Genomic DNA, 12,561 nt, shown 5'->3' on the forward strand with positions numbered 1-12,561 from the left:
CACGAATTTGAGGAAAACAAATGAACCAGGAACTGACGAACAACCCGTTCAACCCGCTGACGCCGCCGAAGGTCTTTGACGAGATCAAGGTGTCGCTGGCCAGCCCCGAGCGGATCCTCTCGTGGTCCTATGGCGAGATCAAGAAGCCCGAGACCATCAACTATCGCACGTTCAAGCCCGAGCGTGACGGCCTGTTCTGCGCCCGTATTTTTGGCCCGATCAAGGATTACGAATGCCTGTGCGGCAAGTACAAGCGCATGAAATATCGCGGCGTTGTCTGCGAAAAATGCGGTGTGGAAGTGACGCTGCAAAAGGTCCGTCGCGAGCGTATGGGCCATATCGAACTGGCCGCGCCCGTGGCCCATATCTGGTTCCTGAAGTCGCTGCCCAGCCGGATCGGCCTGATGCTGGACATGACCCTTCGGGATCTGGAACGCATCCTCTACTTTGAAAACTACGTGGTCACCGAGCCGGGCCTGACCGATCTCACCTACGGTCAGCTGATGACCGAAGAAGAGTACATGGATGCACAGGACCAGTTCGGCATGGATGCCTTCACCGCTAATATCGGCGCTGAGGCGATCCGCGAGATGCTGTCCCAGATCGACCTGGAAGCCGAAGCCGAACAGCTGCGCGCCGATCTGGCCGAGGCCACCGGCGAGTTGAAGCCCAAGAAGATCATCAAGCGGCTGAAAGTTGTCGAAAGCTTCCTCGAGTCTGGCAACCGTCCCGAGTGGATGGTGATGACCGTGATCCCGGTCATTCCGCCGGAACTGCGCCCGCTGGTGCCGCTGGACGGTGGCCGTTTCGCGACCTCGGACCTGAACGACCTGTATCGCCGGGTGATCAACCGGAACAACCGTCTGAAGCGCCTGATCGAGCTGCGCGCGCCCGATATCATCGTCCGCAACGAAAAGCGGATGCTGCAAGAGTCGGTCGATGCGCTGTTCGACAATGGCCGCCGTGGCCGCGTGATCACCGGCGCCAACAAGCGCCCGCTGAAATCGCTGTCGGACATGCTGAAAGGCAAGCAGGGCCGCTTCCGTCAGAACCTTCTGGGGAAACGCGTCGACTTCTCGGGCCGTTCGGTCATCGTGACCGGTCCGGAACTGAAACTGCATCAGTGCGGCCTGCCCAAGAAGATGGCGCTCGAACTGTTCAAGCCGTTCATCTATTCGCGGCTAGAGGCCAAGGGCCTCAGCAGCACCGTCAAGCAGGCCAAGAAACTGGTCGAGAAAGAGCGTCCGGAGGTTTGGGATATCCTGGACGAGGTGATCCGCGAGCATCCGGTTCTGTTGAACCGTGCGCCGACGCTGCACCGTCTGGGCATCCAGGCGTTCGAGCCGATGCTGATCGAAGGCAAGGCGATCCAGTTGCACCCGCTGGTCTGTTCGGCCTTCAACGCCGACTTTGACGGCGACCAGATGGCCGTGCACGTGCCGCTGAGCCTTGAGGCCCAGCTGGAAGCCCGCGTCCTGATGATGTCCACGAACAACGTTCTGTCGCCTGCCAACGGCGCGCCGATCATCGTGCCGTCGCAGGACATGATCCTGGGTCTTTACTATCTGACCCTGGAACGCGAAGGCATGCCGGGTGAAGGTAAGGTCTTTGGCTCGATTGACGAGGTGCAGCACGCGCTGGACGCAAAAGAGGTGCATCTGCACACCAAGATCACCGCGCGGATCAAGCAGATCGACGACGAGGGCAACGAAGTTTACAAGCGGGTCGAGACCACGCCGGGCCGTGTGCGCCTGGGCGCGCTCCTGCCGATGAACAACAAGGCTCCGTTCGAACTGGTCAACCGTCTGCTGCGCAAGAAAGAAGTGCAGCAGGTGATCGACACCGTCTACCGCTACTGCGGTCAGAAGGAATCGGTGATCTTCTGCGACCAGATCATGACCATGGGCTTCCGCGAGGCGTTCAAGGCGGGCATTTCGTTCGGCAAGGACGACATGGTGATCCCCGATGACAAATGGGGTATCGTCGAGGACACCCGCGAACAGGTGAAGGACTTTGAACAGCAGTACATGGACGGCCTGATCACTCAGGGCGAAAAGTACAACAAGGTCGTCGATGCCTGGTCGAAGTGTAACGACCGCGTCACCGAGGCGATGATGAACACCATCTCGTCGGTCAAGAAGGACGAAAACGGCGCCGACCAGGAACCGAACTCGGTCTACATGATGGCCCACTCGGGCGCGCGGGGCTCGGTGACCCAGATGAAGCAGCTGGGCGGCATGCGCGGCCTGATGGCCAAGCCCAACGGCGACATCATCGAGACGCCGATCATCTCGAACTTCAAGGAAGGTCTGACCGTTCTTGAATACTTCAACTCGACCCACGGCGCACGGAAAGGTCTGTCGGACACCGCTCTGAAGACGGCGAACTCGGGTTACCTGACCCGTCGTCTGGTGGACGTGGCGCAGGACTGCATCGTGCGCGAGCCCGATTGCGGCACCGACCGCGGCATCACCGCCGAGGCCGCCGTCAACGATGGTGAAATCGTCGCCTCGCTGGCCGAGCGTATCCTGGGTCGTGTCGCGGCCGACGATATCCTGCGTCCGGGCACGGATGAGGTGATCGTGGCCGCTGGCCAGCTCATCGACGAACGGATGGCGGATGCCATCCACGAAGCCGGTGTGCAGACCTCCCGCGTCCGGTCGCCGCTGACCTGCGAAAGCGAAGAGGGCGTTTGCGCCCAGTGTTACGGGCGTGACCTGGCGCGCGGTACCCGGGTGAACATCGGCGAAGCTGTCGGCATCATCGCCGCGCAGTCAATCGGTGAGCCGGGAACACAGCTGACGATGCGGACCTTCCACATCGGCGGCGTTGCCCAGGGTGGCCAGCAGTCCTTCCAGGAAGCCAACCAAGACGGCACCATCGCGTTCGAGAATCCGCAGCTTCTGCTCAATGCCGCAGGCGAAAGCCTGGTCATGGGCCGCAACATGAAGCTGCTGATCAAGGATGCGCAGGGCGAGGAGCGTGCCAGCTTCAAGCTGGGCTATGGTTCCAAGCTGTTCGTCAAGGACGGTGCAGCGGTCAAGCGCGGCGACAAGCTGTTCGAGTGGGATCCCTACACCCTGCCGATCATCGCCGAGAAAGCCGGTACCGCGAAATATGTCGACCTCGTTTCGGGCCTTGCGGTGCGCGACGAGACCGACGAAGCGACTGGCATGACCCAGAAGATCGTGATCGACTGGCGTGCCGCCCCGCGCGGCAGCGAGCTGAAGCCCGAGATCATCCTGGTCGGTGAAGATGGCGAACCGGTGCGCAACGATGCCGGCAACCCGGTACACTACCCGATGTCGGTGGATGCGATCCTGTCTGTCGAAGACAGCCAGACCGTCGAGGCCGGTGACGTCATTGCCCGTATCCCGCGTGAAGGCGCCAAGACCAAGGACATCACCGGGGGTCTGCCCCGCGTGGCAGAACTGTTCGAGGCCCGTCGTCCCAAGGATCACGCGATCATCGCCGAAGCCGATGGCTATGTGCGGTTCGGACGCGATTACAAGAACAAGCGTCGCATCACCATCGAACCGTCGGACGACCGTCTGGAGCCCGTCGAATACATGGTGCCCAAGGGCAAGCACATCCCGGTGCAGGAAGGCGACTTCGTGCAGAAGGGTGACTATATCATGGACGGCAACCCGGCCCCGCACGACATCCTGTCGATCCTGGGTGTCGAGGCTCTGGCCAACTACATGGTGAAAGAGGTGCAGGAGGTCTATCGTCTGCAAGGCGTGAAGATCAACGACAAGCACATCGAAGTCATCGTGCGCCAGATGCTGCAAAAATGGGAGATCACCGACAGCGGCGATACCACCCTGCTCAAAGGTGAACATGTCGACAAGCAGGAGTTCGACGCCGCCAATGAAAAGATCATCGCCCGCGGTGGTCGTGCGGCCTCGGGTGAGCCGATTCTCTTGGGGATCACCAAGGCGTCGTTGCAGACCCGTTCGTTCATCTCGGCGGCCTCCTTCCAGGAAACCACCCGTGTCCTGACCGAGGCTTCGGTTCAGGGCAAGATGGACAAGCTGGTTGGTCTCAAGGAGAACGTCATCGTCGGCCGCCTGATCCCGGCGGGTACCGGTGGTGCGACCCAGCGCGTCCGCCATATCGCGACGCAGCGTGACAACGTGGTGATCACCGCCCGTCGCGAAGAGGCCGAAGCCGCCGCTGCCCTGGCCGCGCCGATCATGGATGCCGATATCGTCGATGACGATTTCGACTCGCTGGTCGACACTCCGGAAAGCCGCAACTGATCTGGTCGGACCGGAAGCGTAGCAAGACAGAGACCCCCGCGCGATGGCGCGGGGGTCTTTCTTTTGGCGGGATCACATCGCGGCGAAGCGTTCGGGCATCAGAATGATATCGGTATCCGCGGGCATGGCACCGGCCGCCGTCAGCATGGCGTGGATCTGGCCCCGGTGGTGGGTCTGGTGATTGAAGAAGCCAAGCACCAAGGTCTTGCGCGGAGTAACCTGTTCGCCGTTCAGCATGACCGAGGTCCATCTCAGTCTGCCATCGAACCAATCCGGTGTGACGCTGTGCGCCCAGTTAAGGATGCTCCGATCCAGGGCCGCGCGCTCGTCCGGAAAATGGCTCCAGTCCTTGACGAAATTGACAGATTCCTTGCCACCGACCGTCGGCGGCGGTGTCTGCGCAAACCGGCTCAGCCATAGCTGATCGGCCCAGAAGAGGTGCGACAGGGTTCTGCGGATCGACCCGAAGAACGCGCCCCGATCCAGTTCCAGCGCGGCATCGTTCAGACCGCCAGCGGCGGTAAGCTGGCTCTGGTTCTGCCACATGTTGTATCTGGCCATGGTCAATACATGATGTTTGTCAGGCATGACGGCTCCTTTGTTACGATTTGGGGGAAGCGACCGGAGGTTGTACGGGACAGCGCCCGGCTCGGTCAGAGCGCTGATGACCAAGCATCGCGCCGTTGCAGACTAGCACAAATTGCCATAGCGGCGCAGCCGTTGTTACAGCCGTCAAAATCTGCCAGGCTCGCACGATGGCCCATGTGAACAAGGTTCTTCGCTCGATCAACCTGGATGGCGAGACGATCTGCGTCGATATTTTTCTGCGACCGGACGGTTCGTTTGGTTTCGACGAATTCCGCCGCGACCCCGAAGACGGGCGCGGCTGGTACAGTATCGGCCACCACGGCACGGGCCGCTACGCCAACGAAGATCAGGCATTGCGCGCTGCGCTCGATACCGTCGGTTGGCTGGCGGACGCGCTGGACGCCTGAAACCTATGGTTCTGCCGTTGGGAACCGAGTAACGCTATGCTATGGTTCGTAATCCCGTTAGCTCCATAGGTTTGATCCTTCTGCTCTGGTGCGCCGGTCTGGGGGCGGCGGGGCAGTTCGCCAAGATCGCCGTTCCCTTTGACCTAATCGCTCAGCGCTATCCGGAGAGCGGTGCGGGGCTTGGCCTGTTGCTGTCGATGATCAGCTTTGCCGGGATCTTGCTGGGGATGACGGCGGGCATTCTCGTCGCCCGCTACGGGTTCAGGCGGCTTCTGGTGATCGGGCTGACGGTGGGCGCGGTGTGTTCGATATGGCAATCCACATTGCCCGGATTCCCCGTGATGCTGGCCAGCCGGATTATCGAGGGCCTATCGCACCTGGTGATTGTCGTCGCCGCGCCGACCCTGATTGCTCAAATTGCCAGCCACCGCTTGCGCGGACCGGCGATGACGCTCTGGAGCACTTTTTTTGCCGTGGCTTTTTCCATCGTGGCCTGGCTTGGCCTGCCACTGGCTCAGGTCTTTGGTACCCAGATGCTGTTTCTGATTCATGGCGCCGCCATGGCGACCCTTGCCGTGCTGGTCTGGTGGTTTCTGGATGCCGACAATGCCCAAGCCGTCTCGGGTGATCACTTGGGTTTTGCCGAGATACTTCAGCAACATCGGGAAGCTTACAGATCGGCCTTTGTCGCCGCTCCGGCCATGGGCTGGCTGTTCTACACACTGACATTTGTCTCTCTGGTCGCGATCCTTCCGGGTCTGCTTCCAGAGGCGCAGCGTGTGGCGGTGGTCGGGCTGATGCCGGTGGCGAGCATTGGTGTGTCGCTGCTGATAGTGACGCCGCTGCTGCGATACTGGCCGGCGGTGCGCATCGTGATGGCGGGGTTTGCGCTGTCTGCTCTGGTGCTTTGCGGCCATTGGCTGGGCTTTCCGCCCGCCGCGACCTGCATCGCGCTGTTTGCCGCGTTGGGGCTGGTGCAGGGGGCGAGTTTCGCAGCGATCCCACAGCTGAACGCAACAGCCCGCGACCGGGCGCTGGCCAATGGGGCGATGGCCCAGATGGGCAATCTGGGAAACACGCTGGGTACCCCGGTTCTGATGCTCGTTCTGCAACGCGGGGGAACGGGCGGAATGCTCGCGGCGGTGATCTTGTTCTATGCACTGGGAATTCTTCTCCACCTCTGGATGCATCGGCGACGCAGCCTGAGTTGAACGCCCGCGCCATCTTGCCATTTTCAGCAGAGCAGGTCAGAACAGACCAGTTAGCTTGTGAACGAACGCTCGGGCGACGCCGGCGAAGGTTCCCTGCGAAGAGGTCGGAACATGTCACCCAATACCCGCGGGGCGTTGTTGATGATGGGCAGCATGGCAGCCTTTACCGTCAACGATGCTATCGTCAAGTTGCTTGGCAGCAGCCTTCCTCTGTTCCAGATCATCACCCTGCGCGGAGCGCTGACGTCTGTCTGGGTGTTCCTGCTCGCCCGGCATCTGGGGGCGCTGCACCTGAGGTTCGACCGCCGCGACCGAGTGCTTGTGGCGATGCGGTGCGTATCCGAAATTGGCGCCACCTTCTTCTTTCTGACCGCGCTGATGAACATGCCGTTGGCGAATGTTACCGCCGTGTTGCAGGCTTTGCCGTTGACCGTCACTCTGGGGGCGGCCCTGATCTTTGGCGAGCCGGTGGGCTGGCGGCGCATGCTGGCAATCGGCATCGGGTTTTGCGGCATGCTGCTGATCGTGCGGCCGGGGCCGGACGGGTTCACCACCCATGCCATCTATGCGCTGCTGGCCGTCACTTGCGTGACCGCGCGCGACTTAATCACACGTCGAATGTCCGCGCATGTGCCCTCTATGGTCGTCACCCTGGCGACAGCCCTCACGGTTACCTTACTGGGTCTTATGGGATCCCTGACTGTTTCGTGGGTGCCGCTCGACTGGCAGTTGGGGTTGCTCATCCTTGGCGCGTCGGTCTTTGTCCTGATGGGGTACCTGTGCAGCGTCATGGTGATGCGCGTGGGCGAGGTGGGGTTCATCGCTCCGTTCCGTTACACCAGCCTGATCTGGGCACTGGGGTTGGGCTGGTTGATCTTTGGCAACTGGCCTGATCCTGTCACCATGCTGGGCGCAGGACTGGTTGTCGCCACCGGGCTGTTCACCCTTTTCCGCGAACGCTCACGCCGTCGGCGGGGCTGAGAAGATCTCCTTCACCCGCGCATTATCTACGTTGAATCGGGCCTTGAAGTAAGCCTCCGCATTCGTATCCAGCGGAACGTACTCGAACTGTTTGGCGCCCGGTTTGGCCCGCGAGTCGTTAAATTCGTTGTGCCCGCGCAGCATCATGTCCTCGCCCGGCACGGTGATGGTCGGCATAAGGGTCCACAGCTTGTGGTGCCCTTGATGCATGATCCCTTCAGTATGGCCCGGGGCGACGATCACACCCAGTGCAATGGCGCTGTAGGCGAATTGAAACGGGGACACTTCGATCCCAAGTGTGCCACAGCGGAAGACATAGCCAGTATTGAAATCCACCGCCACCGCCGGGTGCCTTTGCCAGAACGCGCGGGTATCCTCGGCCACCTGCCGGTAACGCTCCACGAAATCGCGCGCCATGCCGTCGTCGTCGTCAAGGCGGAATTGCAGGCAAGGCGTGTCGATGTCCTGCCGGGCTTCGTCGAGCGCGCGCGCCATCGCGGTGCGGTGACGAAGCGGGGGAAAGGCACGAATACGGATCTGGGGAACATCGCGGGTCAGGTCTTGCAGACGGCCCAGATAGTGGTCGGGGAAGCATTCGCCAATGGCGATGACGAAATCGAAGTTCTGGTCGGTCTGCCCGGCGATAGTGGGAAGAGTGATCGCCTCAAACTGGCGGAACCTGTCTTCCATGCGCTCGGGGGCATAGAGATAAGCGCGGCGTTCGTCGAGTGTTTCATGCATGATCTTGAAACCGCCGTGACCAAGATAGCTGAACCGGCAAAGACCGAGAACCTGCATTGTCATTGCTCCGAAAACACCTGCTTGACGTGTTCTTGTCGAACCGCAAACCGAACGGAAAACTCGGCTTTCTGCGCCTCGGTCAAGGGTTCTACCGGGACTGGTTTCACCTTCTTCTGGCGCGAGTCGTTGTAGCCGTTGTGTGTCCGGACCCACATCGGCGCATCGCTCAGGCTGATCACCGGCATGAAACGGCCGATTTTTTCGTGGGCAAAGTTCATGATCGTAAGACCACACTTGCCCGCCACATACATACCCAGCGACGCGACATAGAGCGACCGGACGGTTTCGGTTGCCGAGATGCCGTCGGGCCCGACCTCGGCCACATAACCCCGGTTGAAGTCCACCGCCACGGTGCGATTGTCGCGGATCAGCCCCGGACAATCGGTCACCGTTTGACGCAGCCGTTCGATGAAATCGACCGAGATCGCATCGTCGTCGTCGTGGCGGAACTGCAGGCAAGGCTTGGAGGGATCCTTGCGGGCGGCGTTCAGAAGCTCCTTCATCACCTCGCGCTGGGGGCGGGGTGGTTCCGCGACGATGCGGACCTGGGGCATGTCGGCGGTCAGGTCATGCAGCCGGTCGCTGTGCACCCTGGGCAGGCTGTCGCCTATGACGATGATCAGTTCAAACTCCTGATCGGTCTGCTCGCGCAGACAAGGCAGGGCAACGGCCTCCATCAGTTGGAACCGTTCCTCAAGCCGCGCCTCGGCATATAGATAGGCAATGCGCTCTTCTATTGTCGCATGCTCGACCTGAAAGCCGCCCAACGCCGGGTAAGAGAACCGACACAGGCCGATCGCTTGCATGTCTTTGCTATCCATGAACAAACCTGTAGGAGCGCGTTGCCCCGACATTGGCAGTCTGCCGGGCGCTTGGCAACATCCTCTGGGGCTGTTGACACTGCTGCCGACTCCCCCTATTACGCGCAGCATCTCGGAAACCGGGGATACCCCATATCCGATTTCAAATAGACGTGGTCAAGGTCCGGACAATTTCATCGTCCCGATCCTCTGAGAACCAACCGCGACGTTCACCTCGGAATGGGAACGCTCGCGGGTTTTGTGTTTGCGTTAGCGCAAGCGCGCAAAGAATGAAGCCGCACGCAGCGCGCGTGCATGACATGTGTGTTGCAAAACGGGGAAGAAACCGGAATGCCAACGATTCAACAGCTGATCCGCAAACCGCGGCAGCCGAAAGTAAAACGCTCGAAGTCCCAGCACCTGGAGCAGTGCCCGCAGAAACGCGGCGTCTGCACCCGCGTGTACACCACCACTCCGAAGAAACCGAACTCCGCTATGCGGAAAGTTGCCAAGGTTCGCCTGACCAACGGTTTCGAAGTGATCTCCTACATCCCCGGTGAAAGCCACAACCTGCAAGAGCACTCGGTTGTCCTGATCCGTGGCGGCCGTGTAAAAGACCTTCCCGGTGTGCGTTACCACATCCTGCGCGGTGTTCTGGATACCCAGGGCGTCAAGAACCGTAAGCAACGCCGTTCGAAGTACGGCGCGAAGCGTCCGAAGTAAGAAGGAGAGACGAGCATGTCGCGCCGTCACGCAGCAGAGAAACGCGAAGTTCTGCCCGACGCCAAATATGGCGACCGCGTTCTGACCAAGTTCATGAACAACCTGATGATCGACGGCAAGAAGTCGGTCGCAGAAACCATCGTCTACAACGCGCTGACCCGCGTCGAGACCAAGATCAAGCGCGCCCCGGTGGAAGTGTTCCACGAAGCGCTCGACAACGTGAAACCCTCGGTCGAGGTTCGTTCGCGTCGTGTCGGCGGTGCCACCTATCAGGTGCCGTGCGAAGTGCGCCCCGAACGTCGTGAGGCCCTGGCGATCCGCTGGCTGATCACCGCCGCCCGCAAGCGCAACGAAAACACCATGGAAGAACGCCTCGCCGGCGAGCTGCTGGACGCTGTCCAGTCGCGCGGGACTGCCGTGAAGAAGCGCGAAGACACCCACAAGATGGCCGAAGCCAACAAGGCTTTCGCCCATTATCGCTGGTAATAGGAGCGAGCAGACATGGCACGCGAATATCCCCTTACGCGATACCGCAACTTCGGTATCATGGCCCACATCGACGCGGGCAAGACTACCACGACCGAGCGTATCCTCTACTACACCGGCAAATCGCACAAGATCGGCGAAGTGCATGATGGCGCTGCCACCATGGACTGGATGGAGCAGGAACAGGAACGCGGGATCACCATCACCTCGGCTGCGACCACGACTTTCTGGCAGCGTCAGGAAGATCCGACCGCCGAAGGTACCTCGGACACCAAATACCGCTTCAACATCATCGACACTCCCGGCCACGTTGACTTCACCATCGAAGTCGAGCGTTCGCTGGCGGTTCTCGACGGTGCCGTCTGTCTGCTGGACGCCAACGCCGGCGTCGAGCCGCAGACCGAAACCGTGTGGCGTCAGGCTGACCGCTACAAGGTTCCGCGCATCGTGTTCGTCAACAAGATGGACAAGATCGGCGCTGACTTCTTCAACTGCGTGAAGATGATCAAGGAGCGCACCGGCGCGATCCCCGCACCGATCGCCCTGCCGATCGGCGCCGAGGACAAGCTGGAAGGCATCGTCGACCTGATCAAGATGGAAGAGTGGGTCTGGAAGGGTGAAGACCTCGGCGCAAGCTGGGTTCGTCAGCCGATCCGCGAAGACCTTCAGGATGTTGCCGAAGAATGGCGCAACAACCTGATCGAGCTCGCCGTCGAACAGGACGACGAGGCGATGGAAGCCTATCTCGAAGGCAACGAGCCCGACGAAGCCACCCTGCGCAAGTTGATCCGCAAGGGCACCCTGTCGCTCAGCTTCGTTCCGGTTGCTGCCGGTTCGGCGTTCAAGAACAAGGGCGTGCAGCCGCTGCTGAACGCGGTCATCGACTTCCTGCCGTCGCCGCTCGACGTGCCGGCCTATATGGGCTTTGCACCGGGCGACGAAAACGAAGAGCGCAACATCGCCCGTTCGGCCGATGACGCGCAGCCCTTCGCGGCACTGGCGTTCAAGATCATGAACGACCCGTTTGTCGGCTCGCTGACCTTTACCCGCATCTACTCGGGCGTCCTCAAGAAGGGCGACCAAATGATCAACTCGACCAAAGGCAAGCGCGAGCGCGTTGGCCGGATGATGATGATGCACGCGATCAACCGCGAGGAGATCGAAGAAGCCTTTGCAGGCGACATCATCGCGCTGGCAGGTCTGAAAGAGACCACCACCGGCGACACCCTGTGTGATCCGTCCAAGCCCGTGGTTCTCGAAACCATGACCTTCCCGGATCCGGTGATCGAGATCGCGGTCGAGCCCAAGACCAAGAACGACCAGGAGAAGATGTCTCAGGGTCTGGCCCGTCTGGCCGCCGAAGACCCGTCCTTCCGCGTCGAAACCGATCTGGAATCGGGTCAGACCATCATGAAGGGCATGGGTGAACTTCACCTCGACATCCTGGTGGATCGTCTGAAGCGCGAATTCAAGGTCGAGGCCAACATCGGTGCGCCCCAGGTGGCCTATCGCGAAACCGTGTCCAAACAGGTGGAGCACACCTACACCCACAAGAAACAGTCGGGTGGTTCGGGCCAGTTCGCCGAGGTCAAGCTGGTCATTTCGCCGACCGAGCCGGGCGAAGGCTATTCCTTCGAATCCAAGATCGTTGGTGGTGCGGTTCCGAAGGAATACATCCCCGGCGTCGAAAAAGGCATCAAGTCGGTGATGGATTCGGGCCCGCTGGCCGGTTTCCCGGTTATCGACTTCAAGGTCGCCCTGATCGACGGCAAGTTCCACGATGTGGACTCCAGCGTTCTGGCCTTCGAAATCGCCGCCCGCATGGGTATGCGCGAAGGCATGAAGAAGGCCGGTGCGAAACTGCTGGAACCGATCATGAAGGTCGAAGTGGTGACTCCGGAAGAATACACCGGCAGCATCATCGGCGACCTGACCTCGCGTCGGGGCCAGGTGTCGGGCCAGGAGAACCGCGGCAACGCGATCGCAATTGCTGCGTTCGTGCCGCTGGCCAACATGTTCGGCTACATCAACACCCTGCGTTCGATGTCGTCGGGCCGCGCCCAGTTCACGATGCAGTTCGATCACTACGATCCGGTGCCGCAGAACATCTCGGAAGAGATTCAGGCGAAATTTGCATAACCCGAGGTGCGTGGGAAACCACGCACCCCGTCCTTCCTGTTGGTGCGCGTGATCGCGCGCCGTCTGTAAGAAAAAAGGAGCTTTGCAATGGCAAAGGAAAAGTTCGCGCGTACGAAACCGCACGTCAACATCGGCACGATTGGGCACGTTGACCACGGCAAGA

The 12,561-nt window shown here is 60.7% G+C and carries 10 protein-coding genes; 7 read left to right on the top strand and 3 right to left on the bottom strand.

Features of this window, described 5'->3' with window-relative positions:
• Positions 1 to 20: 20 nt before the first annotated feature.
• Positions 21 to 4,262: a DNA-directed RNA polymerase subunit beta' gene (rpoC, locus tag OE747_RS15460; protein ID WP_263829466.1), complete on the top strand. Its 4,242-nt coding sequence runs from the start codon at positions 21 to 23 to the stop codon at positions 4,260 to 4,262.
• Between the two features lie 72 nt (positions 4,263 to 4,334).
• On the opposite strand, the gene OE747_RS15465 is transcribed toward rpoC, so the two are convergent.
• Entirely contained in the window at positions 4,335 to 4,850 is a 516-nt protein-coding gene (locus OE747_RS15465) for a DinB family protein (protein WP_263829467.1), read from the bottom strand.
• Between the two features lie 167 nt (positions 4,851 to 5,017).
• Here OE747_RS15465 and OE747_RS15470 point away from each other — a divergent pair, with 167 nt between their 5' ends.
• From OE747_RS15470 to OE747_RS15480, 3 genes are all read left to right on the top strand, one after another.
• Entirely contained in the window at positions 5,018 to 5,257 is a 240-nt protein-coding gene (locus OE747_RS15470; RefSeq protein ID WP_263829468.1) for a hypothetical protein, read from the top strand.
• Positions 5,258 to 5,328: 71 nt separating this feature from the next.
• Positions 5,329 to 6,468 (top strand): MFS transporter, encoded by a 1,140-nt coding sequence (locus OE747_RS15475; protein WP_263829469.1) that lies wholly within the window; start codon positions 5,329 to 5,331, stop codon positions 6,466 to 6,468.
• A gap of 111 nt (positions 6,469 to 6,579) precedes the next feature.
• Complete coding sequence (locus OE747_RS15480; protein ID WP_263829470.1) at positions 6,580 to 7,449, top strand: DMT family transporter; 870 nt, start codon at positions 6,580 to 6,582, stop codon at positions 7,447 to 7,449.
• Here the strand turns inward: OE747_RS15480 and OE747_RS15485 are convergent.
• Positions 7,429 to 8,247: a putative rhamnosyl transferase gene (locus OE747_RS15485; RefSeq protein WP_263829471.1), complete on the bottom strand. Its 819-nt coding sequence runs from the start codon at positions 8,245 to 8,247 to the stop codon at positions 7,429 to 7,431. The two genes, OE747_RS15480 and OE747_RS15485, sit on opposite strands and share 21 nt — an antisense overlap.
• A gap of 2 nt (positions 8,248 to 8,249) precedes the next feature.
• Positions 8,250 to 9,056 carry a putative rhamnosyl transferase gene (locus tag OE747_RS15490; protein ID WP_263829472.1) on the bottom strand — a complete coding sequence of 269 codons (807 nt, stop codon included), beginning with the start codon at positions 9,054 to 9,056 and terminating at the stop codon, positions 8,250 to 8,252.
• A gap of 345 nt (positions 9,057 to 9,401) precedes the next feature.
• On the opposite strand from OE747_RS15490, the gene rpsL reads away from it, so the two are divergent.
• The 3 genes from rpsL to fusA are packed head-to-tail and all read left to right on the top strand — an operon-like array spanning position 9,402 to position 12,398.
• Positions 9,402 to 9,773 (top strand): 30S ribosomal protein S12, encoded by a 372-nt coding sequence (gene rpsL / locus OE747_RS15495; protein ID WP_093034637.1) that lies wholly within the window; start codon positions 9,402 to 9,404, stop codon positions 9,771 to 9,773.
• Positions 9,774 to 9,788: 15 nt separating this feature from the next.
• Positions 9,789 to 10,259 (top strand): 30S ribosomal protein S7, encoded by a 471-nt coding sequence (rpsG, locus tag OE747_RS15500; RefSeq protein WP_093034634.1) that lies wholly within the window; start codon positions 9,789 to 9,791, stop codon positions 10,257 to 10,259.
• 15 nt (positions 10,260 to 10,274) lie between these two features.
• Positions 10,275 to 12,398 carry an elongation factor G gene (gene fusA / locus OE747_RS15505; protein WP_263829473.1) on the top strand — a complete coding sequence of 708 codons (2,124 nt, stop codon included), beginning with the start codon at positions 10,275 to 10,277 and terminating at the stop codon, positions 12,396 to 12,398.
• Positions 12,399 to 12,561: the final 163 nt, after the last annotated feature.

The organism is Ruegeria aquimaris (assembly GCF_025751555.1).
Taxonomy (GTDB): Bacteria; Pseudomonadota; Alphaproteobacteria; order Rhodobacterales; family Rhodobacteraceae; genus Ruegeria_B; species Ruegeria_B aquimaris.

What these genes read in the sequence shown, in the direction of transcription:
- fusA (WP_263829473.1), top strand. Translation starts at nt 10,275, where the DNA reads ATGGCACGCGAATATCCCCTTACGCGATACCGCAACTTCGGTATCATG.
- rpoC (WP_263829466.1), top strand. Translation starts at nt 21, where the DNA reads ATGAACCAGGAACTGACGAACAACCCGTTCAACCCGCTGACGCCGCCG.
- rpsG (WP_093034634.1), top strand. Translation starts at nt 9,789, where the DNA reads ATGTCGCGCCGTCACGCAGCAGAGAAACGCGAAGTTCTGCCCGACGCC.
- OE747_RS15490 (WP_263829472.1), bottom strand. Translation starts at nt 9,056, where the DNA reads ATGCAAGCGATCGGCCTGTGTCGGTTCTCTTACCCGGCGTTGGGCGGC.
- OE747_RS15485 (WP_263829471.1), bottom strand. Translation starts at nt 8,247, where the DNA reads ATGCAGGTTCTCGGTCTTTGCCGGTTCAGCTATCTTGGTCACGGCGGT.
- OE747_RS15470 (WP_263829468.1), top strand. Translation starts at nt 5,018, where the DNA reads ATGGCCCATGTGAACAAGGTTCTTCGCTCGATCAACCTGGATGGCGAG.
- OE747_RS15465 (WP_263829467.1), bottom strand. Translation starts at nt 4,850, where the DNA reads ATGCCTGACAAACATCATGTATTGACCATGGCCAGATACAACATGTGG.
- rpsL (WP_093034637.1), top strand. Translation starts at nt 9,402, where the DNA reads ATGCCAACGATTCAACAGCTGATCCGCAAACCGCGGCAGCCGAAAGTA.
- OE747_RS15480 (WP_263829470.1), top strand. Translation starts at nt 6,580, where the DNA reads ATGTCACCCAATACCCGCGGGGCGTTGTTGATGATGGGCAGCATGGCA.